22 protein-coding genes are annotated in these 24196 nt (G+C 73.7%); 8 read left to right on the top strand and 14 right to left on the bottom strand.

Annotation, left to right across the window (positions count from 1 at the left end):
* Positions 1 to 128: 128 nt before the first annotated feature.
* Positions 129 to 1901 (bottom strand): ATP-binding protein, encoded by a 1773-nt coding sequence (locus tag ACSU53_RS11285; RefSeq protein WP_437026963.1) that lies wholly within the window; start codon positions 1899 to 1901, stop codon positions 129 to 131.
* The gene (gene afsQ1, locus ACSU53_RS11280; RefSeq protein WP_024883374.1) at positions 1898 to 2575 is read right to left on the bottom strand and encodes a two-component system response regulator AfsQ1; all 678 of its coding nucleotides are present in this window, start codon (positions 2573 to 2575) and stop codon (positions 1898 to 1900) included. The genes ACSU53_RS11285 and afsQ1 overlap by 4 nt, the downstream gene beginning before the upstream one ends.
* 264 nt (positions 2576 to 2839) lie before the next feature.
* Between afsQ1 and ACSU53_RS11275 the strand changes: the two genes are divergently transcribed.
* Together ACSU53_RS11275 and ACSU53_RS11270 are read left to right on the top strand one after the other, a co-directional pair.
* Entirely contained in the window at positions 2840 to 3574 is a 735-nt protein-coding gene (locus tag ACSU53_RS11275) for a SigE family RNA polymerase sigma factor (RefSeq protein ID WP_437026961.1), read from the top strand.
* A gap of 593 nt (positions 3575 to 4167) precedes the next feature.
* Positions 4168 to 4362 (top strand): hypothetical protein, encoded by a 195-nt coding sequence (locus ACSU53_RS11270; RefSeq protein ID WP_437026959.1) that lies wholly within the window; start codon positions 4168 to 4170, stop codon positions 4360 to 4362.
* A 35-nt stretch (positions 4363 to 4397) separates the two neighbouring features.
* On the opposite strand, the gene ACSU53_RS11265 is transcribed toward ACSU53_RS11270, so the two are convergent.
* Entirely contained in the window at positions 4398 to 5042 is a 645-nt protein-coding gene (locus ACSU53_RS11265) for a uridine kinase family protein (RefSeq protein WP_437026957.1), read from the bottom strand.
* A 139-nt stretch (positions 5043 to 5181) separates the two neighbouring features.
* Here ACSU53_RS11265 and ACSU53_RS11260 point away from each other — a divergent pair, with 139 nt between their 5' ends.
* Positions 5182 to 5586 (top strand): hypothetical protein, encoded by a 405-nt coding sequence (locus tag ACSU53_RS11260; RefSeq protein ID WP_437026956.1) that lies wholly within the window; start codon positions 5182 to 5184, stop codon positions 5584 to 5586.
* Positions 5587 to 5733: 147 nt separating this feature from the next.
* On the opposite strand, the gene ACSU53_RS11255 is transcribed toward ACSU53_RS11260, so the two are convergent.
* From ACSU53_RS11255 to deoC, 3 genes are read right to left on the bottom strand one after another with little or no spacing between them, the layout of a single operon-like run.
* Entirely contained in the window at positions 5734 to 6624 is an 891-nt protein-coding gene (locus ACSU53_RS11255) for an aldehyde dehydrogenase family protein (protein ID WP_437026954.1), read from the bottom strand.
* A complete protein-coding gene (locus tag ACSU53_RS11250) occupies positions 6617 to 8053 on the bottom strand; it encodes an aldehyde dehydrogenase family protein (protein WP_164346971.1) in 1437 nt (478 codons plus the stop codon). Before ACSU53_RS11250 ends, ACSU53_RS11255 begins: the two co-directional genes overlap by 8 nt.
* 5 nt (positions 8054 to 8058) lie before the next feature.
* Complete coding sequence (gene deoC, locus ACSU53_RS11245) at positions 8059 to 9012, bottom strand: deoxyribose-phosphate aldolase (RefSeq protein WP_437033120.1); 954 nt, start codon at positions 9010 to 9012, stop codon at positions 8059 to 8061.
* Positions 9013 to 9228: 216 nt separating this feature from the next.
* Between deoC and ACSU53_RS11240 the strand changes: the two genes are divergently transcribed.
* A complete protein-coding gene (locus ACSU53_RS11240; RefSeq protein ID WP_437026951.1) occupies positions 9229 to 9948 on the top strand; it encodes a PH domain-containing protein in 720 nt (239 codons plus the stop codon).
* Between the two features lie 422 nt (positions 9949 to 10370).
* Here ACSU53_RS11240 and ACSU53_RS11235 read toward each other — a convergent pair whose 3' ends face one another.
* The 3 genes from ACSU53_RS11235 to ACSU53_RS11225 form a co-directional block, all read right to left on the bottom strand.
* Positions 10371 to 12002: a phospho-sugar mutase gene (locus ACSU53_RS11235; RefSeq protein ID WP_437026949.1), complete on the bottom strand. Its 1632-nt coding sequence runs from the start codon at positions 12000 to 12002 to the stop codon at positions 10371 to 10373.
* Between the two features lie 565 nt (positions 12003 to 12567).
* Entirely contained in the window at positions 12568 to 13392 is an 825-nt protein-coding gene (locus tag ACSU53_RS11230; RefSeq protein WP_362090914.1) for a purine-nucleoside phosphorylase, read from the bottom strand.
* A gap of 594 nt (positions 13393 to 13986) precedes the next feature.
* A complete protein-coding gene (locus tag ACSU53_RS11225) occupies positions 13987 to 14424 on the bottom strand; it encodes a gamma-glutamylcyclotransferase (RefSeq protein ID WP_362090916.1) in 438 nt (145 codons plus the stop codon).
* Between the two features lie 96 nt (positions 14425 to 14520).
* On the opposite strand from ACSU53_RS11225, the gene ACSU53_RS11220 reads away from it, so the two are divergent.
* Positions 14521 to 15969: an NAD(P)H-quinone dehydrogenase gene (locus ACSU53_RS11220; RefSeq protein ID WP_437026947.1), complete on the top strand. Its 1449-nt coding sequence runs from the start codon at positions 14521 to 14523 to the stop codon at positions 15967 to 15969.
* A 214-nt stretch (positions 15970 to 16183) separates the two neighbouring features.
* On the top strand, positions 16184 to 17095 hold the full coding sequence (locus ACSU53_RS11215; RefSeq protein ID WP_437026945.1) for a DeoR/GlpR family DNA-binding transcription regulator: 912 nt from the start codon (positions 16184 to 16186) through the stop codon (positions 17093 to 17095).
* 453 nt (positions 17096 to 17548) lie between these two features.
* On the opposite strand, the gene ACSU53_RS11210 is transcribed toward ACSU53_RS11215, so the two are convergent.
* Complete coding sequence (locus ACSU53_RS11210) at positions 17549 to 19321, bottom strand: acetyl/propionyl/methylcrotonyl-CoA carboxylase subunit alpha (RefSeq protein ID WP_437026944.1); 1773 nt, start codon at positions 19319 to 19321, stop codon at positions 17549 to 17551.
* Between the two features lie 357 nt (positions 19322 to 19678).
* Here ACSU53_RS11210 and ACSU53_RS11205 point away from each other — a divergent pair, with 357 nt between their 5' ends.
* Positions 19679 to 20215, top strand: coding sequence for a hypothetical protein (locus ACSU53_RS11205; RefSeq protein WP_437026942.1), 537 nt, complete (start codon positions 19679 to 19681; stop codon positions 20213 to 20215).
* Here ACSU53_RS11205 and ACSU53_RS11200 read toward each other — a convergent pair.
* From ACSU53_RS11200 to ACSU53_RS11185, 4 genes are all read right to left on the bottom strand, one after another.
* Positions 20184 to 20804: a Maf family protein gene (locus ACSU53_RS11200; protein WP_437026940.1), complete on the bottom strand. Its 621-nt coding sequence runs from the start codon at positions 20802 to 20804 to the stop codon at positions 20184 to 20186. The two genes, ACSU53_RS11205 and ACSU53_RS11200, sit on opposite strands and share 32 nt — an antisense overlap.
* Positions 20805 to 20904: 100 nt before the next feature.
* The gene (gene mmpB, locus ACSU53_RS11195; RefSeq protein WP_437026938.1) at positions 20905 to 21033 is read right to left on the bottom strand and encodes a morphogenic membrane protein MmpB; all 129 of its coding nucleotides are present in this window, start codon (positions 21031 to 21033) and stop codon (positions 20905 to 20907) included.
* Positions 21034 to 21283: 250 nt separating this feature from the next.
* Positions 21284 to 21493: an acyl-CoA carboxylase epsilon subunit gene (locus ACSU53_RS11190; protein ID WP_437033118.1), complete on the bottom strand. Its 210-nt coding sequence runs from the start codon at positions 21491 to 21493 to the stop codon at positions 21284 to 21286.
* A 29-nt stretch (positions 21494 to 21522) separates the two neighbouring features.
* Positions 21523 to 23112, bottom strand: coding sequence for an acyl-CoA carboxylase subunit beta (locus ACSU53_RS11185; protein WP_437026936.1), 1590 nt, complete (start codon positions 23110 to 23112; stop codon positions 21523 to 21525).
* A 110-nt stretch (positions 23113 to 23222) separates the two neighbouring features.
* On the opposite strand from ACSU53_RS11185, the gene ACSU53_RS11180 reads away from it, so the two are divergent.
* Entirely contained in the window at positions 23223 to 24098 is an 876-nt protein-coding gene (locus tag ACSU53_RS11180; protein ID WP_437026934.1) for a biotin--[acetyl-CoA-carboxylase] ligase, read from the top strand.
* Positions 24099 to 24196: the final 98 nt, after the last annotated feature.

Here is a 24196-nt window from a genome sequence, read left to right as displayed (position 1 = left end):
GCCCGCCCTCGGCCGGTCCGTCCGTGCCGGGCCTGCGGCGGTCCGGCCTGCGGTCGCCGGACGTGCGTCCACGCCGCCCGCTTCCGTCCCGTGTCCGCCCGTGTGTCCCGCGTGCCTGCGGCGCCCGTTCATCCGGCGTCCCCCTTGCCGCCCCCGCCCTTGCCGGCGGACCTCCGCGTGCCGTCCGGCACGTCCCCGTTCCCCTCGTCGGCCCGCGCGCCGGCCCCGCTCCCGGTGCCGGGTCCCGCGCCCGTGCTGCTCGTACTGCTGGTGCCCTTCGTGCCGGCCGTGCCGTTCGTCCGGGCCGCGGCCCTCGTGCCGTCGGCGGCCTCGGCGTCCTCGGCGGCATCCCGCTCCGTCAGCGCGGTGGCGTCCCGGGGCAGGCTCAGGGTGAACACCGCACCCCCCTCGGGGTGGTTGAACGCGGTGATCTCGCCGCCGTGGATGTGCGCGTTCTCCAGGGCGATGGACAGCCCGAGCCCGCTGCCCTCGGAGCGCGGCCGGGAGGCGCTGGCCTTGTAGAAGCGGTCGAAGACGTGCGGCAGGACCTCCTCGGGGACGCCCGGCCCGCGGTCGCGCACCTCGATGACCACCGCCCCGCCGTCCTCGGCACCGTCCTCCCGCTCCTCGCGCACCGACACCCGCACCGGCGAGCCGCCGTGCTTGAGGGCGTTGCCGATGAGGTTGGCGAGGATGACGTCCAGCCGGCGCGGATCGATCCGGGCGTGGATGCCGCGCTCGGCGTCCAGTTCCACCGCGTCCAGCCAGGCCCGGGCGTCGATGCAGGCGGTGATCTGGTCGGCGACGTCGACGTCGTCCAGGACCAGTCGGGCGGTGCCCGCGTCGAAGCGGGTGACCTCCATCAGGTTCTCGACCAGGTCGTTCAGCCGCCGCGTCTCGCTCACCACGAGCCGCACCGCCGGCTCGATCATCGGGTCGATGCCGCCGCCCTCGAACTCCAGCTCCTCCTCCAGGACTTCCGTCACGGCGGTGATCGCGGTCAGCGGGGTGCGCAGCTCGTGGCTCATGTCGGCCACGAACCGGCGGGAGGCCTCGTCGCGTGCGGCCATCTCGGCCACCCGCTGCTCCAGCGCCTCCGCCGCCTTGTTGAACGTGCGGGACAGGTCGGCCAGTTCGTCGGTCCCGGACACCCTGAGCCGGGTGTCCAGCCGGCCCTCGCCGAGCCGCCGCGCCGCCGTGCCGAGCCGCTGCACCGGCTTGAGCACGGTGGTCGCGGCGGCCTGCGCGAGCAGGGCGGAGCCGATCAGGGCCAGCCCGGTGGCGATCCCCAGGGACCAGGCCAGCGAGTTGAGGTCCTTGGCCTCCGGCTCCAGCGACTTCAGCATGTAACCGGTCGGCCCGCCGCCGATCATCCGGGCGCCCGCCACCAGGTAGGGCGTGTCGTCCTCGACGATCCGCTGCCAGTACATGCGGTGCGGGTGCTTGTTGGTGGAGGTGATCTTCTGCTCTTCGGTCACCGCGGTGCGCAGCGACTCGGGCACGTCCTGCAGCGAGAAGCCGTTGAGCCCGCCCGAACTGCCGTAGACCGTACGGCCGTCGGGGTCCTGGGCGACCAGCAGCACCGTGAAGCGCTGACTGCTGTTCGCCATCTGCCCGGCCGTGTGCTGCAGTTCGTCCTGGGTCGGGTGCTCGGGCAGCGCGCCCGCCCGGTTCTGCATCGCCTGCTCGAAGTCGCGCAGCACCGCGTCCTGCGTCCGGGTCAGCACCGCCTCCCGGTTGAGCCAGTACGCGATGCCGGACGCCGACACGGCCGCGGTGAGCGCGACCAGCGCGAACACGAGCACGAGCCGCAGCCTGAGGCTGGTCAGGCGCAGCCGCGCCCAGACTCCCTTGCGTGCCGCGGACCAGCGGCGGGTTCCCCCCTGGTGTTCCTGGGTCACTGAGGCGGGTCCAGCCGGTAGCCGACACCGCGCACGGTACGGATCAGGGTCGGGGACGACGGCACGTCCTCGACCTTGGCGCGCAACCGCTGCACACACGCGTCCACCAGACGCGAGTCGCCCAGGTAGTCGTGCTCCCACACCAGCCGCAGCAGCTGCTGCCGGGACAGGGCCTGTCCCGGACGGCGGCTCAGCTCCAGCAGCAGCCGCAGCTCGGTGGGCGTCAGCTGGAGGTCCTCGCCGTTCTTCGTGACGGTCATCGCCGACCGGTCGATGACGAGGCTGCCGAAGGTCGCCGAGTCGCTGGACTCCCGCTCGCCGCGCCGCAGCACCGCCCGGATCCGGGCGTCCAGCACCCGGCCCTGCACGGGCTTGACGACGTAGTCGTCGGCGCCGGACTCCAGCCCGACCACCACGTCGATGTCGTCGTTGCGCGCGGTGAGCAGGATGATCGGCAACTGGTCGGTGCGCCGGATGCGCCGGCACACCTCGAAGCCGTCGATGCCGGGCAGCATCACATCCAGCACGATCAGATCCGGTCGCTGCTCGCGGAGCAGTTTCAGACCGTCCTCACCGCTGGCAGCGGTCGCCACCCGGTGTCCCTGGCGCGTCAGGGAGAGCTCCAGGGCCGTACGGATGGCGTCGTCGTCCTCGATCAGCAACAGGGAAGGCACGGGCTCATTCTGGCCCATGGAGGGCTTCCGGTTCGACCCGCGGAGTCAGATGCCCGCAGGGCCCGCACAAAGGCGCTCCCCGCACCGGCCCGCGCACCCGCCCGCGCGCCGCTCGCGTGAAGATCGTGTGCGCGCGGGCGGCCGGTCCCTGTGACAGGTCTGTGACAGTCGGCGGACACGGCCATGAAGTGGGTTCGGCAAGCTTTTCGGCACAGGCAGGGATCAGCACCGAGAAGACCGGAACTCCACGACGGGGGGCGCGAGATGAACACGCTGCACGGCTCCAGCACCAGCGCAGTGGTCACGCGTCTGCACGACGTGCACCGGGGTGCCGAGAAGTCCGGTGCCGTGGCCAAGCGGGGGTGCTCGCACGGCACCGGGCGTCACACCACGTTCATGACGGTGGTGGACGCGCCGACGGGGGAAACGCACGGGGGAAGCGCGTACGGGGAGGGCTCGGGGGAGCGTCGCTCGCCGTCGGAGGCGGAGTTCACCGCCTACGTCCAGGAGCGCCGCGCCTCCCTGTACGCCACCGCCTACCACCTGACCGGCGACCGCTTCGAGGCCGAGGACCTGCTGCAGAGCGCGCTGTTCTCGACCTACCGGGCGTGGGACCGGATCAGCGACAAGGCGGCGGTCGGCGGGTACCTCCGCCGCACCATGACGAACCTGCACATCAGCGCCTGGCGGCGCCGCAAGCTCAACGAGTACCCGACCGAGGAACTGCCGGAGACGGCCGGCGACACGGACGCGATGCGCGGCACCGAGCTGCGCGCGGTCCTGTGGCAGGCCCTGGCCCGGCTGCCCGAGCTCCAGCGCACCATGCTGGTCCTGCGTTACTACGAGGGCCGCACGGACCCGGAGATCGCGGACATCCTCGGCATCAGCGTCGGCACGGTGAAGTCCAGCATCTGGCGGTCGCTCCGCCGGCTGCGCGAGGACGAGGTCCTCAGCTTCGGCCGTGACGAGGAGAACGCCTTCGGCGAGCTGGTCGCCTGAAGGTCCCGGGGACCGGACGGGGAAACGGAACCGGCGGACCGGGGGGTCCAAGGGTTCCGGGAGGCCGGTCACCGGGGAACCGCGGGGATGCCGGGGGGCGTCACCGCACACACGGGGGGGGGACCTCAAGGGGGTCACGGGGGACCCTGGGGGGGGATCCGGGGGGATCCCGCGAGGGGGGAAGCACGGGGGGAGTACGGGGGAGCACCAAGGAACGGGACTGGAGGGCCGGGGGGTCCGTCCAGTCCCGTTTCCGTGTGTGCGGGGAGGGGGCCCGAGCCCGTGCCTCCCGGCCGCGGACCGCTTGTGCGGCCCGCCCCCGGTCGGCCAGGATGCGCGGAGAGGCCGTCCGTGATCCACGGGGAAGCCGTCCGTGATCCACGGGGAAGCCGTCCGTGATCCAGGGGGAAGCGGGCGTCCGGGCCCCATGGGGAAGCGGGCGTCCGGGCCCCATGGGGAAGTCGGCGTCCGGGCCCCACGGTGAAATCGTCCGCGCTCCGTGACATGCCCCGGGTCGCCGCCTGCCGCCGTGTGGCGGGACAGCTGGCCCGGGCGGACGGCGGAGACGTTCCAGCACCTTCCGGGAGATCCACGTGAACCGAACGTCCGTCGGCGGTGCGCTGATCGCCGTCGGTGCCGTCGCCGTCATGGCCGGTGTCCTGATGTACGTGCTCCCGGGGCCCGGCCTTCCCGTCCTCGTGGTGGGGACGGTGCTCACCGCCGCCGGAGCCGCCGTACGGCTGCTCGGCAGCGGGCGGAACGAGCGGTCGCGGTCGGCCGGACCCTGAGCGCGCGGCACCGCCCCGCGGGCGGACCGGTCCGGCTACGCCGTCGCCGCGCCCGTGCCCGCCGGGGAGAGGCCCGCGGACGCCGCCGCGCGCAGCCGGCCCAGGGCCTCGTCGCGGTCGCAGGCGTGGGCGCCCAGGGCCGTCTGACGGGCGATGATCGACCGCTCCAGCCGCATCAGGCGCCAGCCGCGGCGCAGCAGGAACGGCACGGACTTGCGGCCCTCCCGCAGGTCCCGCAGGAACCGGCGGCGGAACGTCGTCACCGCGCCCCGGCTCAGGCACAGCGCGTCGGCCAGCAGTCCCGCCTCGCGGCAGCGGCCGACGATCTCCGCGGCGAAGACGCCCTCGGCGATGAACAGCGGGGCGCCGCCGATGTCGACGCTGCCCTCGCCGGTGCGGGCGCTCAGGGAGATGTCGTAGACGGGGATGCCGGTGCGGCCGGTGCGGCACAGCCGTTCGATCGCGGCGACGGCGGTGTCCGCGTCCCACGAGCCGGGATGGTCCCAGTCGATGTCGGAACTGCCCGCGACCAGCGGGAGCGTCGGGTCGTCGCCCTCCTTGTAGAAGTCGTCGAGGCGCAGCACCGGAAGGCCGGAGCGGGCCGCGAGGAGGGACTTGCCGGAGCCTGAGGGGCCGCAGAGCAGCACGACACGCGCGGATATGGGCGACTGGGAACTCACGGAACACCATTGTGCGGCAGCGGGCGGCCCCCGGACGACCCGGTGGGTCGACTTTGATGCGCGCCTCACACCTCAACTACGCTGCGCGTCGACCCGTTCACGCAGTGCAGGCAAGCGAAGGCAAGAGGTGGCAGCAGCGATGGCCCGACACGTCTCCCCGAAGAAGCCGACCGTCCGGCGCGCGCTTGCGGTCCTCTCCGTCGCGGGCGCGGCCCTCGGGGCGGGGGCCGGCTCGGCGGCGGCGGACACCGAGCCGCTGCTGGGCGTGGCGGAGAGCCGCCCCACCTCGCTCGGTGAGGTCGACCCGCAGGCCGGGCTCCAGGCGCTGACCGGCACCGTCGGGTACGTCACCGGCCCGGTCGCGGGCCTGAAGCCCAACCCGCTGGCCGGCACCGGCGTCGACCCCCTCGACAACGGGGTGGGCACCCAGCTCGCCGACTTCCAGCCGCTGACCTCGCAGGCGGTGACCGGCCCGGTGGCGCAGGCCCCGTCGGTCGACAGCATCCCCGTCGTCGGCCAGGTGACCGGGCTGCTCGGCGCCTGACCCGGCCACCGGCCCGCGTCGGCCCCGCCCCGGTACGCGTAGGAGTCCCGCCCCGGCACGCGAAGAGCCGCCCCCGCATACGAAGAGCCGCGCCCCTCCCGGACGGAGGAGGGACGCGGCTCTCCAGCTGTGGGGGTGGCGGTCAGGTCAGTACGCCGAGCCGGACGCGCCCAGCGAACCCGTCGGGTGCCAGACCGTCTTGGTCTCCAGGAAGGCCGTCAGGCGCTCGGTGCCGGGCGTCGCCGCCCAGTCGTCCACAGGCTGTGGACGCAGCACCCGCTTGAGGTTGTCGGCCGCCGCCGTCTCCAGCTCCTTCGCCAGCACCTCGTCGGCGCCCGCGAGGTCGATCGCGTTGACGTCCTGGTGCGCGGCCAGCGGCGCGGCGATCTCCGCCGTGCGGCCGGACAGCACGTTGACGACCCCGCCGGGCAGGTCGGAGGTGGCCAGCACCTCGCCCAGCGACAGGGCGGGCAGCGGAGCCCGCTCCGAGGCCACCACGACCGCCGTGTTGCCGGTGGCGATCACCGGGGCGACGACCGAGACCAGGCCCAGGAAGGACGACTCCTGCGGGGCCAGGACGGCGACCACGCCCGTCGGCTCGGGGGACGACAGGTTGAAGAAGGGGCCCGCGACCGGGTTGCCGCCCCCGACCACCTGGGCGATCTTGTCGGTCCAGCCCGCGTACCAGACCCAGCGGTCGATCGCCGCGTCCACCTGGTCGGCGGCCTTGGACTTCGACAGCCCCTCGGCCGCCGCGACCTCGCGGACGTACTGCTCGCGGCGGCCCTCCAGCATCTCGGCGACGCGGTACAGGATCTGGCCCCGGTTGTACGCGGTCGCGCCGGACCAGCCGCCGAACGCCTTGCGGGCGGCGGACACCGCGTCCCGGGCGTCCTTGCGGGAGGACTGCGGGGCGTTCGCCAGCCACGTGCCCTTGGAGTCGGTCACCTCGTACACCCGGCCGCTCTCCGAACGCGGGAACTTCCCGCCGACGTACAGCTTGTAGGTCTTGAAGACACTGAGTCGCGGGTCAGACATCGAGGTACGCCTCCAGGCCGTGGCGGCCGCCCTCGCGGCCGTAGCCCGACTCCTTGTACCCGCCGAACGGCGAGGTCGGGTCGAACTTGTTGAACGTGTTGGACCAGACGACACCCGCCCGGAGCTTGTTCGCCACGGCGAGGATCCGCGAGCCCTTCTCCGTCCAGATGCCCGCCGACAGGCCGTACGGCGTGTTGTTCGCCTTGGCGACGGCCTCGTCCGGGGTGCGGAAGGTGAGCACCGACAGCACCGGGCCGAAGATCTCGTCGCGGGCGACGGTGTGCGCCTGGGTGACGCCGGTGAACAGCGTCGGGGCGAACCAGTAGCCGCTCTCCGGCAGGTCGCAGGGGGCGGACCAGCGCTCGGCGCCCTCCGCCTCGCCCCGCTCGACCAGCGAGGTGATGCGGCTGAGCTGCTCCTCGGAGTTGATCGCGCCGATGTCGGTGTTCTTGTCCAGCGGGTCGCCGAGGCGCAGCGTGGACAGGCGGCGCTTGAGGGCGTCCAGCACCTCCTCCTCGACCGACTCCTGCACCAGCAGCCGGGAGCCCGCGCAGCAGACCTGGCCCTGGTTGAAGAAGATGCCGTTGACGATGCCCTCGACGGCCTGGTCGACGGGGGCGTCGTCGAAGACGATGTTGGCGCCCTTGCCGCCCAGTTCGAGGGTGACCTTCTTGCGGGTGCCCGCGACGGTGCGCGCGATCTGCTTGCCGACCGCGGTGGAGCCGGTGAAGGCCACCTTGTTCACGTCGGGGTGCGCGACCAGGGCGGCTCCGGCGCGGCCGTCGCCGGTGACGATGTTGACGACGCCCCGGGGCAGCCCGGCCTGGCGGCAGACGTCCGCGAAGAACAGGGCGGACAGCGGCGTCGTCTCGGCCGGCTTGAGCACGACCGTGTTGCCGGTGGCCAGCGCCGGGGCGATCTTCCACGCGAGCATCAGCAGCGGGAAGTTCCACGGGATGACCTGGCCGGCCACGCCCAGCGGGCGCGGGTTCGCGCCGAAACCGGCGTGGTCCAGCTTGTCGGCCCAGCCCGCGTAGTAGAAGAAGTGCGCGGCGACCAGCGGCAGGTCCGCGTCGCGGGTCTCCTTGATCGGCTTGCCGTTGTCCAGGGTCTCCAGGACGGCCAGCTCGCGGCTGCGCTCCTGGATGATCCGGGCGATGCGGAAGAGGTACTTCGCGCGCTCGGAGCCGGGCAGCGCGGACCACTTCTCGAACGCCTTGCGGGCGGCGCCGACCGCGCGGTCGATGTCGGCCTCGCCGGCCTCGGCGACCTCGGAGAGGACCTCCTCGGTGGCGGGGGAGACCGTCTTGAAGACCTTGCCGTCCGCGGCCTCGGCGAACTCGCCGTCGATGAACAGGCCGTAGGAGGGGGCGATGTCGACGACCGAGCGGGACTCGGGCGCCGGGGCGTACTCGAATGCGGATGCCATGGTGATCAGTCCACCGTCACGTAGTCGGGGCCGGAGTAACGGCCGGTGGCCAGCTTCTGCCGCTGCATCAGCAGGTCGTTGAGCAGCGAGGAGGCGCCGAAGCGGAACCAGTGGTTGTCCAGCCAGTCCGCGCCCGCCGTCTCGTTGACCAGGACGAGGAACTTGATGGCGTCCTTGCTGGTGCGGATGCCGCCGGCCGGCTTCACGCCGACCTGCACGCCGGTCTGGGCACGGAAGTCGCGCACCGCCTGGAGCATCAGCAGGGTGTTGGCGGGCGTGGCGTTGACCGCCACCTTGCCGGTCGAGGTCTTGATGAAGTCGGCCCCGGCCAGCATGCCGAGCCAGCTCGCCCGGCGGATGTTGTCGTACGTGGACAGCTCGCCGGTCTCGAAGATGACCTTGAGCCGGGCGTTCGCCCCGCAGGCCTCCTTCACGGCGGTGATCTCGTCGTACACCTTCAGGTAGTTCCCCGCGAGGAACGCCCCGCGGTCGATGACCATGTCGATCTCGTCCGCGCCGGCGGCGACGGCCTCGCGGACATCGGCCAGCTTGACGGCGATCGGGGCGCGGCCCGCCGGGAAGGCGGTGGCGACGGAGGCGACCTTGACGCCGGAGCCGGCCACGGCCTGCTTGGCCACGGCCACCATGTCGGGGTAGACGCACACCGCGGCCGTGGTGGGCGTGGAGCGGTCGGTCGGGTCGGGGAGGACCGCCTTGGCGCCGAGCGCCCGGACCTTGCCCGGGGTGTCCGCGCCTTCCAGCGTCGTCAGGTCGACCATCGAGATGGCGAGGTCGATGGCGTACGCCTTCGCGGTCGTCTTGATCGAACGGGTGCCGAGGGAGGCGGCGCGCGCCTCCAGGCCGACCGCGTCGACGCCGGGCAGCCCGTGGAGGAAGCGGCGCAGCGTGCTGTCGGACGCGGTGACGTCAGCAAGTGCGTGGGGTGCAGTGGTGGGCATGGTCACCAGCCGAGCATATCTACGCGCGTAGCGGCTGTACAGCCCCCGACCTCATCTCCGCGACGCCCGGACGCTTCGGCGGCCCCCGCCCGCTGCGGAAGGGATTCCTCCGGTTCATGCGTCCCCTGCACCCCCTGCGCCCCACCGGTACCTCCCGCACCGTCCGTACCGGACCGCGGCTCGGGTCCGCACGCCTCCGTCGTGCAGAATCGCCGTATGACGACCCCCGAGCCCCAGTCGCCTGCCCCGGAGCCCAAGCAGCCCCCGGTGTCCGCCGCACCCGACGACCGGGACCAGGTGCACCGGTCCCCCGCGGGCATCGCCGGCGGCGTCCTGCTCCTCGGCGTCTGCGCGTGGTTCGGCATCGACGCCTCCCTCCGCGGTGAGGGCCGCACGCCATGGCTCGCGCTCGCCTCGCTGCTCCTGGCGGTGCCGCTGATCGTGGCCTTCACGCTGCGCCCCGCGATCCACGTCAACGAGGACCGGCTGCGGGTCCGCAACCCCTTCCGGCTGATCGTGCTGCCCTGGGGGCGGGTCGCCTCGCTGCGCTCCGGCTACTCCAACGAGGTCTTCTCCGACGCGGGCACCACGTACCAGCTGTGGGCCCTGCCGGTGTCCCTGCGCGCCCGCAAGCGGGCTGCCCGCCGCGAGATGCGGGCCACGGGGGAGCGGGCCTCCGGCGTCGACGTGCGCACCGCGGGACACGGCCCGGGCGGCGCCGCCCTCCGCCGGGGCGGGCGGCCGTCCGCCGCCGCCGACGACGGTCCGGTCCGGGGGCGGACCGACGGTGTCATGGACGAGCTGCGCGAACTGCACGAACGCCGTCAGGGCGCGGACGCCGCACAGGGCGCCCCCGTCGTGCGCTGGGCGTACGAGATCCTTGCGCCCGCGGCGGCCGGTGCCGTGCTGCTGGCGGTCCTGCTGGCGACGGGCTGAGGCCGGACGGCCGCACCGGCGGGCCCTGCGGGGGCGTACGGCTGACCGGTGACCGACCGGTGAGCCACCGGTGAGCCACCGGTGAGTGGCGGGTGAGGGCGCGGACGGACCTGGACGGCCGACGGGCCGAGGGGGCTGCACGGGCGCCTACAGGCGCCTACAGGCGCCTACAGGCGCCTACGGGAGCGTGCGGGCGAGTACGGGCGCACGTGCCAGCTGGTACGCAGGGCGCGCACGAGCAGGCCGGTGCGCCCGGCGCACCCGGCGTCGGCGGGCCCGGCGTCCCGTCCCCGTGGGCCGACCGCCCGTCCTTGGTGGGCCGGAGTTCGGCGGCCCCGAAACGCTCCGGGAGCGTTCCGGGCCCGCTGGGGTGAGGTGTGTGAGGTGCGCAGCCGCCCGGCCGGGGACCGGTGCCGGCGGCGTCAGATGCCGGCGGCGCGGGACAGGTCCCGCTTGAGCGCGTCCAGCAGTTCCGTCGCGCGGGCGCGGGCGGCCGGGAGACCGTCACGGCCGGAGACCGGGATCACGACCTCCAGGTAGCACTTCAGCTTCGGCTCCGTGCCGCTGGGCCGGACGATCACGCGGGCGCCGTCCAGGGTGTACCGCAGGCCGTCCGTGGGCGGCAGCTTCGCCGAGCCCCGGGTCAGGTCCTCCGCCTCGACGACGCGCAGCCCGGCCAGCTCGGCCGGGGGCTGCTCGCGCAGGCGGCCCATGGCGTCCGCGATCAGCGAGAGGTCCTGCACCCGGACCGACAACTGGTCGGTGGCGTGCAGACCGTGCTCCACCGCCAGGTCGTCCAGCAGGTCCGGCAGCGTGCGGCCCTCCGCCTTGAGCACCGAGGCCAGCTCGGTGAGCAGCAGCGCCGCCGTGATGCCGTCCTTGTCGCGGACGCCGTCCGGGTCGACGCAGTAGCCGAGCGCCTCCTCGTAGCCGTAGCGCAGGCCGTCCACCCGGGCGATCCACTTGAAGCCGGTCAGCGTCTCCTCGTACGGCAGCCCGGCCGCCTCGGCGATCCGGCCCAGCAGCGAGGACGACACGATCGACTCGGCGAACGTGCCGGCCGCCCCCCGCCGCACCAGGTGGGCCGCCAGCAGGGCGCCCACCTCGTCGCCGCGCAGCATGCGCCAGTCGCCGCCGTCCCGCACGGCGGCGGCGCAGCGGTCGGCGTCCGGGTCGTTGGCGATGACCAGGTCCGGCTCGACCGCGCGGGCCCGTGCGAAGGCCAGGTCCATCGCGCCGGGCTCCTCCGGGTTGGGGAACGCGACGGTGGGGAAGTCGGGGTCCGGCTCGGCCTGCTCGGCGACCAGCACCGGCTCCGGGAAGCCGGCCCGGGCGAAGGCGGCGAGCAGCACGTCCTTGCCGACGCCGTGCATCGCCGTGTAGACGGTGCGGGCGGTGCGCGGGGAGTCGGGGGCGAGGACGGCGTCGGTGCGGGCGAGGTAGGCGTCCAGGACACCGTCGTCCAGGGTCTCCCAGCCGTCGGCCGGGCGCGGGACGTCGGCCAGGGACGCGACCGCCTCGATCTCCGCGGCGATCTCCGCGTCGGCCGGCGGCACGATCTGGGAACCGTCGCCGAGGTACACCTTGTAGCCGTTGTCGCGGGGCGGGTTGTGGCTGGCGGTGACCTCGACCCCGGCGACCGCGCCGAGGTGCCGGATCGCGAAGGCCAGTACGGGCGTGGGCAGCGGCCGGGGCAGCACGGCGGCGCGCAGACCGGCACCGGTCATGACGGCGGCGGTGTCGTGCGCGAACTCGGCGGACTTGTGGCGGGCGTCGTAGCCGATGACCACCAGGCCGTCGCCGTGGCCCTGCCCGCGCAGGTACGCGGCCAGACCGGCGGCCGCACGGATGACGACCGCGCGGTTCATCCGCATCGGGCCGGCCCCGAGTTCACCGCGGAGACCGGCGGTGCCGAACTGCAGGGTGCCGCCGAAGCGGTCGGCGAGCTCCGCGTGGTCCCCGGTCTCGATGAGCCGGGCGAGTTCGGCGCGCGTCTCCGGGTCGGGGTCCTCGGCGAGCCAGGCCCGGGCGCGGGCGATGAGGGCGTCGTGCACGGTCGGTCAGCCTCTCCTCGTGCGGGTGGGTGTAGGGAACGTGGGGTGCGGTGTCCGGTGCGGGTACCCCGGGCCGGTGCCGGAAGCGGGGTGTGCCCCCGGCGCGACGGGCCGGACGGATACGGACCGGGGGGAGGGGACGGCGGAGGGCCGACCTGCGGCCGGTCGTGGAGCCGGCCGCCCCTTGGTGGGGGCAGGTCCCGCGGCTGCCGGCCCGCGATGCCAGGGCCGGTCCGGTACGACCGGGGATGCGGCCGTCGGCCGGGTACGACCAGGGGCGCGCTCGGACCGGCCGGGTGCGGGCGGTGGCGCCGCGCGCGGCGGCGCGGGACCGTCCGGCGGGGCCGCGGTGCGCGCTCCTCGCGTACCGGGTGCCGTATCCGGCACACGGTCCTCCCGTACCGGGTGCCGTATCCGGCCCCGGGGCCCGGATCTCCGGCGCGCCGGGGCCGGGCGGCCGTCGGTGCCGGCCTTGCGCCCCGGTGGCGCGCCCGGGAGCCCGGCCCACGCCCCGTGGGGGCACCCGGCGGGCACCCCCGCACTCGTCCGACACTGCGCGGGCCGGTTACAGGCGGCCCAGGACCTGGGTGAGCAGGGCCCCCATGCGGGTGGCGGAGTCGCGGCCGGCCTGGAGGACCTCCTCGTGGTTGAGGGGTTCACCGGTCATGCCGGCGGCCAGGTTGGTGACCAGCGAGATGCCCAGGATCTCGGCGCCGGCCTCACGGGCGGCGATGGCCTCCAGCACCGTCGACATGCCCACCAGGTCCGCGCCGATGACACGGGCCATGCGGATCTCGGCCGGGGTCTCGTAGTGCGGGCCGGGGAACTGGGCGTACACGCCCTCCTCCAGCGTGGGGTCGATCTCCTTGCACAGGGCGCGCAGGCGCGGCGAGTAGAGATCGGTGAGGTCGACGAAGTTGGCGCCGACGATGGGGGAGGTGGCCGTGAGGTTGATGTGGTCGCTGATCAGGACCGGCTGGCCGGGACGCATGCCCTCGCGCAGGCCGCCGCAGCCGTTGGTCAGGACGACGGTCTTGGCGCCGGCCGCGACCGCGGTGCGCACCCCGTGGGCGACGGGGGCGACCCCGCGGCCCTCGTAGTAGTGGGTGCGGCCCAGGAAGACCAGGGCCCGCTTGCTGCCGACACGGTACGAGCGGATCTTGCCTCCGTGGCCCTCGACCGCCGGGGGCGGGAAGCCGGGCAGCTCGGTGACCTGGAACTCCGCGTCGGGCTCGCCGAGGGCGTCGACGGCCGGAGCCCAGCCGGAGCCCATCACGAGGGCGACGTCGTGGGTCTCGGCGCCCGTCAGTTCGCGCAGGCGCGCGGCGGCGGCGTCGGCTGCGGCGTACGGGTCGCCCTGGATGTCGTCCGGAAGAAGAGAAGCGTTCACCCGCACGAGAGTAGCCGGTCTTCGCCTACGCGCGTAGATGTGAAAGCTCACGGGGTGGCGATCGTTGTCTTGTCGTTTCCGACAGGAGGGGACGGCCGCGGGCCGGCCGGGGCCCGGGGGCGAGCCGGTCGCGCCGGTGACGAGTCGGGCCGGTGGCGAGTCGGGCCGGGGGACCGGCGGGGGGCGGGGAAGTGGAGGGGAAGGGAAGTGGAGAGCCGGGGAAATGAGGGCGGGGATGCGGCGGCCCCGCGCATCGGAACCGGCGCGTCAGGAGCGGCGCGTCACCCGACGCGCGCGCCGCTTCCGCACCCCGCACTCCTCCGTCCGTCCCGGCCCCCGGCGCACACGCCCGGCGCATCCGGGCCTGCGCCCGACCCGGCCGGGGCCTGCGCCCGAATCGGCCGGGGGCCTGCGCCCGAACCGGCCGGGGGCCTGCGCCCGAACCGGCCGGGGGCCTGCGTCCGGCGCATCCAAACCTGCGCCCGGCCGATCCGGGCCTGCGCCCGGCGTACCCGAAACCTGCGCCCGACCGAACCAGGGCCTGCGTCCGGCGTCACGCCGGGCCCGAGCCCGGCGTGATGCCGAGGAGAGGCTCTAGCAGGGCCGCTTCCGCAGCTCCATCACGTAGTCGTGCGGGGCGCCCGCGGACTCCGCCGCGTCGGCGATCTCGCCCAGGTAGCGGGCCGAGGGCAGACCGCCCTCGTACGCGTTCAGGACGTAGGTCCAGGCGTTCTCCTCGCCGTCCAGGGTGTGGACGCGCACCCGGGTGCGGCGGTAGATGCCCATCCCGGAGCCCTCCCAGCGGTCCAGCGACTCCTCGTCCATCGGGGCGATGTCGTACAGCGCCACGAAGACCTGGGCCAGGGGGTCCTCGACCAGGGTCGCCAGCGCGCCGTCCCAGCCGATCTGCTCGCCCCCGAACGTCAGCCGCCACCCGTTGAGCCACCCGGTGGCGCGCAGCGGCGAGTGCGGAGCGCGGCGGGACATCAGCCGCGCGTCGAGGTTGCCGGCGTACGCGGCGTAGAGCGACATGGGGAGAGCGTACGGCAGCCGTCACACGGGCCCCGGACGCAACGGGGGAGCCCCGCCCGGGCCCCCGGGCGGTCGCACGGTGAAGTGTGCGGGACAATGGAGTACGTGACTCGGATCGTGATCATCGGTGGCGGACCCGGCGGATACGAAGCGGCGCTGGTCGCCGCGCAGCTCGGCGCGGAGGTGACCGTCGTCGATGCCGACGGTCTGGGCGGTGCGTCGGTGCTGACCGACTGCGTGCCGTCCAAGACCCTCATCGCCACGGCGGAGGTGATGACGACCTTCGACTCCTCCTACGAGGAACTGGGCATCATCGTCGCCGACGACACCCCCCACATCGAGCAGGCCGCCCGGGTGGTCGGCGTGGACCTGGGGAAGGTCAACCGCCGGGTGAAGCGGCTGGCGCTCGCCCAGTCGCACGACATCGCCGCGTCCGTGACCCGGGCCGGCGCGCGCGTGCTGCGCGGCCGGGGCCGGCTGGAGGGCATGCAGGCCCTCGACGGCTCCCGCAAGGTCGTGGTGCGCGCCGCCGACGGCACCGAGGAGACGCTCACCGCGGACGCCGTCCTGATCGCCACCGGCGGGCACCCCCGCGAACTCCCCGACGCCCGCCCCGACGGCGAGCGCATCCTGAACTGGACCCAGGTCTACGACCTCACCGAGCTGCCCGAGGAGCTCATCGTGGTCGGCTCCGGTGTGACCGGCGCCGAGTTCGCGGGCGCGTACCAGGCGCTCGGCTCCCGGGTGACCCTGGTGTCCTCCCGCGACCGCGTGCTGCCCGGCGAGGACCCGGACGCCGCGGTCGTCCTGGAGGACGTCTTCCGGCGCCGCGGGATGAACGTGATGGCGCGCTCGCGCGCGGCGTCCGCCAAGCGGGTCGGGGACCGGGTGGAGGTCACCCTCGCCGACGGGCGGGTCATCACCGGTTCGCACTGCCTGATGGCCGTCGGCGCCGTCCCCAACTCCGCGGGCATGGGCCTGGAGGAGGCCGGGGTCCGGCTGCGGGACTCGGGCCACATCTGGACCGACAAGGTCTCCCGCACCACCGCCCCGGGCGTGTACGCGGCCGGTGACGTCACCGGGGTGTTCGCGCTGGCGTCGGTGGCGGCGATGCAGGGGCGCATCGCGATGTACCACTTCCTGGGCGACGCCGTCGCCCCGCTGAACCTGAAGGCGGTCTCCTCGAACGTCTTCACCGACCCCGAGATCGCCACCGTGGGCTACACCCAGGCCGACGTCGACGGCGGGAAGATCGACGCCCGGGTGGTGAAGCTGCCGCTGCTGCGCAACCCGCGCGCCAAGATGCAGGGCATCCGCGACGGATTCGTCAAGATCTTCTGCCGTCCGGGCACCGGGATCGTGGTCGGCGGCGTCGTGGTGGCGCCCCGCGCGTCCGAGCTGATCCACCCCATCTCGCTGGCCGTGGACAACAACCTGACCGTCGAGCAGATCGCGAACGCCTTCACCGTCTACCCCTCCCTCTCGGGGTCGATCGCCGAGGTCGCACGGCAGCTGCACACCCGCAAGACGGACGGTGCCGGCTGACCGCCGCCGGGCGGGCCGGAGCCGACTCCCCGCCCACGGCGGGGAGTTGCCGACCATGCGGGCGGCATAGGCGGTCGGCCTAGGCCTTATACCACTTGCCCGGGTGGTGTGCGAACAACTTCTGCTATTCAGCGCAAACTGCTGAAAGCAGACGGTCGTCGGCGTTACTGTCAGTTTCGTGTTCGCTGCAGAACGTCGCCAATTGATCCTCGAAATGGTGCGAGCGAACGGGGCCGTGTCGCTCCGTGAACTCGCCCGCGTCGTCCAGACCTCCGAAGTGACCGTACGGCGGGACGTGCGCGCGCTGGAGGCAGAAGGACTCCTCGACCGCCGGCACGGCGGTGCGGTACTGCCGGGCGGTTTCACGCGAGAGTCCGGTTTCCCGCAGAAGTCCCATCTCGCGACCGCCGAGAAGACCGCGATCGCCGACCTCGCCGCGAACTTCGTGGAAGAGGGCGAGGCCGTCGTGGTCGGTGCGGGCACCACCACACAGGAGCTGGCCCGACGGCTCGCCCGGGTGCCGGGCCTGACCGTGGTCACCAACTCCCTGCTGGTGGCCCAGGCGCTGGCCCACGCCAACCGGGTCGAGGTCGTGATGACCGGCGGCACGCTCCGCGGCTCCAACTACGCCCTGGTGGGCAGCGGTGCCGAGCAGTCCCTCCAGGGGCTGCGGGTGTCCCGTGCCTTCCTCTCGGGGAGCGGTCTGACCGCCGAGCGGGGGCTGTCCACGTCCAACATGCTCTCGGCCTCCGTCGACCGGGCGCTGGTCCAGGCCGCGGCCGAGGTGGTGGTCCTCGCCGACCACACCAAGCTCGGCACGGACACCATGTTCCAGACCGTGCCGACGGACCTCATCACCCGCCTCGTCACCGACGAACCGCCCGCCCACGACGACCGTGCGGGCACCGAGCTCCAGGCGCTCGCCGACCAGGGCGTGCAGATCGCCGTCGCCGGGGCCCCCGGAGGGTCGTCGGCCCAGGGGGGTGACGGCGTCCCGACGCGCCGGCAGCGCCGGGACGTACCCCTGCCCGGGCCGCGCCGTCAGGGCCCCGGACTCCGCTCGGCGGTCCCCATGGGCGCCGACCAGCCGGAACGCGCCCGGGTCGCGGACCTCCGCCGGCGCTGACCATCGGGACGGCGGGCGCCGGAAGGGCCTCCGGCGGGTGCGGGCACGGGCCGCGCCGCGAGGGCCGCGGCGCCCGGACCCGGCCGTGCGGGAGGCGCGGACGGTGCGCGGGCGGCACCCGAGGGCAGGGCAGGGCCCCGGTGACCGCCGCACGGACGGCGGGCCCGGTGCGAACGCCGTCGACCGCCCCCGTGCCGCCCGGCGCCGGAACGGGAACGTGCCCGCACCACGCCGCAGGGTCCGGCACCCACCGCACGGTCCTGCATCACGCCGCGCGGTCCTGCATCACGCCGCACGGTCCTCCAGCGGGGCGGAACCGTGCCCCGGCGTGCCGGAACGGTCCGGCACCGCCCCCGGACACGCCCGCGCCCGGCAGTTCCTGACGACCTGCCGGGCGCGGGCGGACGGGGCGTGGTGCGGGACCGGCCCCGGTACAGCTCCGTTCTCGTGCGCTCAGTCCTTGATCTCGCAGATGGTCGCGCCGGACGTCACCGACGCGCCGATCTCCGCGCTGAGGCCCTTGATGGTGCCGGACCGGTGGGCGTTGAGGGGCTGCTCCATCTTCATGGCCTCCAGGACGACGACCAGGTCGCCCTCCTTGACCTCCTGGCCCTCCTCCACGGCGACCTTCACGATCGTGCCCTGCATCGGCGAGGCGAGGGTGTCGCCGGAGGCCACGGGACCGGACTTCTTGGCCGCGCGGCGCTTCGGCTTGGCGCCGGCCGCCAGCCCCGTACGGGCCAGGGACATGCCGAGCGAGGCCGGGAGGGAGACCTCCAGGCGCTTGCCGCCGACCTCGACGACGACCGTCTCCCGGCCCGCGTCCTCGTCCGCCTCGGCGTCCACGGCGGCGGCGAAGGGCTTGATGTCGTTGACGAACTCGGTCTCGATCCAGCGGGTGTGGACCGTGAACGGCTCGGTGGAGCCCGTCAGCTCGGGGGCGAACGCCGGGTCCTCCACCACCGCGCGGTGGAACGGGATCGCGGTGGCCATGCCCTCGACCCGGAACTCCGCCAGGGCGCGCGCGGCCCGCCGCAGCGCCTCCTCACGGGTGCGGCCGGTGACGATCAGCTTCGCCAGCAGGGAGTCCCAGGCCGGGCCGATGACCGAGCCGGACTCCACACCCGCGTCCAGGCGCACACCCGGACCCGACGGCGGGGCGAACGTGGTGACGGTGCCGGGGGCGGGGAGGAAGCCCCGGCCCGGGTCCTCGCCGTTGATGCGGAACTCGAAGGAGTGACCCCGCAGCGGCGGGTCGTCGTAGCCGAGCTCCTCGCCGTCGGCGATGCGGAACATCTCGCGCACCAGGTCGATGCCGGCGACCTCCTCGGTGACCGGGTGCTCCACCTGCAGACGGGTGTTGACCTCCAGGAAGGAGATCGTGCCGTCGGCGCCGACCAGGAACTCCACCGTGCCGGCACCGACGTAGCCGGCCTCCTTCAGGATGGCCTTGGACGCCGAGTACAGCTCCGCGACCTGCTCGTCGGACAGGAAGGGCGCCGGGGCCTCCTCGACCAGCTTCTGGTGCCGGCGCTGCAGCGAGCAGTCACGGGTGGAGACGACGACCACGTTGCCGTGCTGGTCCGCCAGGCACTGGGTCTCCACGTGCCGCGGCTTGTCCAGGTAGCGCTCCACGAAGCACTCGCCGCGGCCGAAGGCGGCCACCGCCTCGCGCACCGCGGAGTCGTACAGCTCCGGGACCTCCTCCAGCGTGCGGGCGACCTTCAGGCCGCGGCCGCCGCCGCCGAACGCGGCCTTGATGGCGATCGGCAGGCCGTGCTCCTCGGCGAAGGCGACGACCTCGTCGGCGCCCGAGACCGGGTCCGGCGTGCCGGCCACCAGGGGGGCTCCGGCGCGCTGGGCGATGTGCCGGGCGGCGACCTTGTCGCCGAGGTCGCGGATCGCCTGCGGGGGCGGGCCGATCCAGGTCAGGCCCGCGTCGAGCACGGCCTGGGCGAAGTCCGCGTTCTCGGAGAGGAAGCCGTAGCCCGGGTGGACGGCGTCCGCACCGGACTCGCGCGCGGCGCCCAGCACCTTGTCGAAGTCGAGGTAACTGGTGGCGGGTGTGTCACCGCCCAGGGCGAACGCCTCATCCGCAGCGCGGACATGCAGAGCGTCCCGGTCCGGGTCGGCGTAGACGGCAACGCTCGCGATCCCGGCATCCCGGCAGGCCCGGGCCACGCGGACAGCGATTTCGCCACGGTTGGCGATGAGCACCTTGCGCACGATTGAGGCTCCCTCCTTGAAACAAGCCGAGTTTAGGGACAGCCGACACGGCACTTCGAGCCGTCCCCCATGGTGAGCTTCCCCACACGGAGCGTGACCCGAGGCTCGCTCGAGGGGCGAAATCCCTTGTCGCACCGCGGTGCACAGGGCTCCCTCCGGAAAACCCTAGCCCCCGCATGTGGTCAAGGTCTCTGTGAGAGCGTGCTGCGCCCCACTCGGTTTCTTTGTGGAGTCCCTACGAATGGCCCAATGATTCTTTGCCCGCCACCGGCCCCTTGTACCGAGGTTTACCCGTTAGTAGCCTTCGCGTCGACCCGAACGTACTCGGGGTAACCGCACGGGAGTGCTGGAAAGGGGGTGGGGCCGGTGGTCCGCAGACCGGTGGCGTGGCTGGTGGCGTCGGTGCTCCTGGTGGAGGCGTTCGGCGTCGCGGCGGTGAACTGGTTCCTCGGTCTGGTCGTGGACCGGCAGGACATGTCGCTGGCGGGCCTCGACCCGCACATGATGTCGGTGTCCTCGAAGGCGGGCGCGGTCCTCTTCGGGCTGTACTTCGCGTGCTGCGCCCTGGTGGCCCTGCTGGTGGGGGTGCGCGACCGGGCCCCGGCCGGGCTGGGCCGAATCCTGCTGATCAGCGCCGCCGTGGTGCACGGCCTGCTGGCCGCGTTCGCCTGGGGGCTGGTCGGCCCGTCCGCGTTCGTCTGCCTGGTGGTGGTGCTCGGCCTCATCGTGCTGCTGCTGATGACGTACGACCGTCCGCAGACGTCCGCCGCCCCGCCGGACGGCACGCCGGGCACGCCCGGGAACGGCGCCCCGGCGGACGGCACCCCCGGGCACGGCGGCGCCGGGGACGGCGGCACGCCGGTCACGCCTCCGGCCGCGCCCACAGCTCCGTGATGCCGACGCCCAGGCCGGCCAGCAGGCGGCGCACCAGCGGCAGGCTGATGCCGATCACGTTGCCGTGGTCGCCGTCGATGCCCTCGATGAACGGTGCCGACCTGCCGTCCAGGGTGAACGCCCCGGCGACGCGCAGCGGCTCGCCCGTGGCGACGTAGGCGGCGATCTCCGCGTCGCTGGGCTCCCCGAAGCGGACCACGGTGGAGGCGGTGCCGGAGGTGTAGCGGCCGCTGACGGTGTCGTAGACGCAGTGGCCGGTCTGCAGGGTGCCCGCGCGGCCCCGCATCGCCTTCCAGCGCGCGGTGGCCTCCTCGGCGTCCGCGGGCTTGCCCAGGGCGTGGCCGTCCAGCTCCAGCACCGAGTCGCAGCCGATCACCAGCGCGCCCTTCAGCTGCGGCTTCGCGGCCACCACGGACGCCTTCGCCTCGGCGAGGGCCAGGGCGAGTTCGGCCGGGGTGGGGGCGCTGACGGCGTCCTCGTCGACCCCGCTGACGATCACCTCGGGGTCGAGTCCGGCCTGCCGGAGCAAGCCGAGCCGGGCGGGGGACTGGGAGGCGAGCACGAGTCGGCGGCGCGGCTGGTCTGTCATGCGTTCAGCGTATCGGCGACGCCCCGCACGTCTCGCGCCATGGGCCCCGGCGCGGGCCGGGCGGCGGCCCGTGCGGACGGCGGCGGCCGGCGCACGCCGCTCACCGCACGCCGATCACGAGCATCGCCAGCAGCATGGCCAGCGCCATGAGAACGCCCAGCCGCCGCAGCATCGCCTGCGTGTCCCGCAGTTCCTTGGGCGGCTCGTTCTCGGGGTCGGACCACAGCATGCCCCCAGCGTCGTATGCGGCACCGTGCCGGGGCCTGAGTACGGGTACTCAAGTACGGAAGCACTCCGTCCGGACCGCACTCCGTCCGGACCGCACTCCGTCCGGACCGCAGCCCGTGCGGACCGCGGCAGCCCGCACCGCCCGACTCCCGCACCGCCCGTGCCGCAGCACGGATCGGTCCCGCCCGTCCGGAGCCGCACAGCCGTGGCGGCACGGGCGGGGGGACGGTGCGGGACCGGGTGGGGGCGGCTCAGCCGGGCCAGTAGGTCCGGGTCCAGGTCGCCGGCCCGGGCTGCGGCAGCCGGTGGGCGGCGATGCGGGCCGGGTCGGACCAGGAGTCGCGGGGGCCGGACGCGCCGGACGGCGTGGCGGACGCCGCCGCGGCGCGGGCTCGCACCACCGCCAGTGCGGCGGCCAGCTCCTCCGGGGTCGGGTTGCCCCGGACGACCTTGATCATCACGGTGGCCTCCAAGGGATCGGCGGGGGTGGTCACAGGGGGATGTTGCCGTGCTTCTTCGGCGGCAGGGACTCCCGCTTGGTGCGCAGCTGGCGCAGCCCCCGCACGATGTGCCGACGGGTGTCGGAGGGCATGATCACCGCGTCGACGTAGCCGCGCTCGGCCGCGACGTACGGGTTGAGCAGCGCGTCCTCGTACTCCTGCATCAGCCGGGCCCGCGTGGCCTCGGTGTCGTCCGATTCGGCGATGGTGCGGCGGTGCAGGATGTTGACGGCGCCCTGCGCGCCCATCACCGCGATCTGCGCGGTCGGCCAGGCCAGGTTGAGGTCGGCGCCCAGGTGCTTGGAGCCCATCACGTCGTAGGCGCCGCCGAACGCCTTGCGGGTGATGACCGTGATCAGCGGGACGGTGGCCTCCGCGTACGCGAAGATCAGCTTGGCGCCGCGCCGGATGATGCCGTCGTGCTCCTGGTCCACGCCCGGCAGGAAGCCGGGGACGTCGACGAAGGTCAGCACCGGGATGTTGAACGCGTCGCAGGTCCGCACGAAGCGGGCGGCCTTCTCGGAGGCGGTGATGTCCAGGCAGCCGGCGAACTGCATCGGCTGGTTCGCCACGATGCCCACCGGGTGCCCCTCGACCCGCCCGTACCCGGTGACGATGTTCGGCGCGAACAGCGCCTGCGTCTCGAAGAACTCCCCGTCGTCGAGAACGTGCTCGATGACGGTGTGCATGTTGTACGGCTGGTTCGCGCTGTCCGGGACGATGGTGTCCAGCTCGCGGTCCTCGTCGGTGACCGTGAGGTCGGCCTCCTCCGGGTAGACCGGCGGCTCGGACAGGTTGTTCGACGGCAGGTACGACAGCAGCTGCTTGACGTACTCGATGGCGTCCTTCTCGTCCCCGGCCATGTGGTGCGCCACGCCCGAGGTGCTGTTGTGGGTGCGGGCGCCGCCCAGCTCCTCGAAGCCCACGTCCTCGCCGGTGACCGTCTTGATGACGTCCGGGCCGGTGATGAACATGTGGCTGGTCTGGTCGACCATGATCGTGAAGTCGGTGATCGCGGGCGAGTACACCGCGCCGCCCGCGCACGGGCCGACGACCAGACTGATCTGCGGGATGACGCCGGAGGCATGGGTGTTGCGGCGGAAGATCTCGCCGTACGCGCCGAGGGAGGCCACCCCCTCCTGGATGCGGGCGCCGCCGGAGTCGTTGATGCCGATGACCGGGCAGCCGGTCTTCAGCGCGAAGTCCATCACCTTGACGATCTTCTGGCCGTAGACCTCGCCGAGGGCCCCGCCGAAGACGGTGAAGTCCTGGGAGAACACGGCGACCGGGCGGCCGTCGACCGTGCCGTACCCGGTGACCACGCCGTCGCCGTAGGGACGGTTGGCGTCCAGGCCGAAGTTGGTCGACCGGTGCCGGGCGAACTCGTCCAGTTCGACGAAGGACCCCTCGTCGAGCAGGAGTTCGATCCGTTCACGGGCCGTCAGCTTGCCCTTGGCGTGCTGCTTCTCGACGGCGCGTGCGGAGCCGGCGTGCGTCGCCTCCTGGATACGACGCTGAAGATCCGCGAGCTTGCCCGCGGTCGTGCGAATGTCAGGCTGCTGCTCTTCCGGCTCGGACATCGGGATGCGGCTCCCTGCCTGCTCAAAAGGGGGGACGGTTACTCATTCGAAGGGTAGTGGGGTGCCCACCCATCAGCAGTGCGGTCTTTGCCACACCTAATGTGGCTTGCATGACGCCGCGCGACGACTCCGACTCCTCCCCCAACCGCTGGTCCGACCTGGACCGGCCGCCGCTCAACGTGACCTCCCTGCGCCGCGGGCTGCTCCGCGAGGGAGGGCTGTGGCGGCAGGTGGACGTCGTGCAGCGCACCGGGTCCACCAACACCGACCTGGTGGCCCGGGCCGCCGACGGCACCGCCGGCGAGGGCACGGTCCTCGTCGCCGAGGAGCAGACCGCCGCGCGTGGCCGCCTGGACCGGCAGTGGACGGCACCGCCCCGGTCCGGCCTCTCCTTCTCCGTCCTGTTGCGCCCCGCCGAGGTGCCGGTGCACCAGTGGGGCTGGCTGCCGCTGCTCACCGGCGTCGCGGTGGCGACCGGGCTGTCCCGGGCGGCCGGTGTGGACACGGCCCTGAAGTGGCCCAACGACCTGCTCGTCACGGTCGGCGACCAGGAGCGCAAGGCCGGCGGGATCCTCGCCGAGCGGGCCGGGGACGACGCGGTCGTCGTCGGCGTCGGCATCAACGTCTCCCTGCGGGCCGACGAACTGCCCGTGCCGCAGGCCGGCTCGCTGGCCCTGGCCGGCGCGGTGAGCACCGACCGCGACCCCCTGCTGCGGAGCGTGCTGCGGTCCCTGGAGGACTGGTACGGCAGGTGGCGGCGCGCCGGCGGCGACGCGACGGCCTGCGGCCTGCAGGAGACCTACGCGGCCGGCTGCGCCACGCTCGGCCGGATGGTGCGGGCGGAACTGCCGGGGGACCGGTCGGTGGTCGGCGAGGCGATGGCCGTCGACGGCGACGGGCGGCTGGTGCTGGCCACCGGGGCGGGGCTGCAGGAGCCCGTGGGCGCGGGCGACATCGTGCACCTGCGTCCCGCCGGGGGCGCGTGAGCGCGCGGCGTCGCCGCGGCGGTGCGGCGCACACCCTCCGGTGCGGCGGGGCGCCCGTCCGGTGCGCCGTGCGGGGCCGGCGCACGCCTCCCGGGCTT

The organism is Streptomyces sp. enrichment culture (assembly GCF_964273255.1).
GTDB lineage: Bacteria > Actinomycetota > Actinomycetes > Streptomycetales > Streptomycetaceae > Streptomyces.
This window is presented reverse-complemented; position numbering and strand designations above follow the sequence as displayed.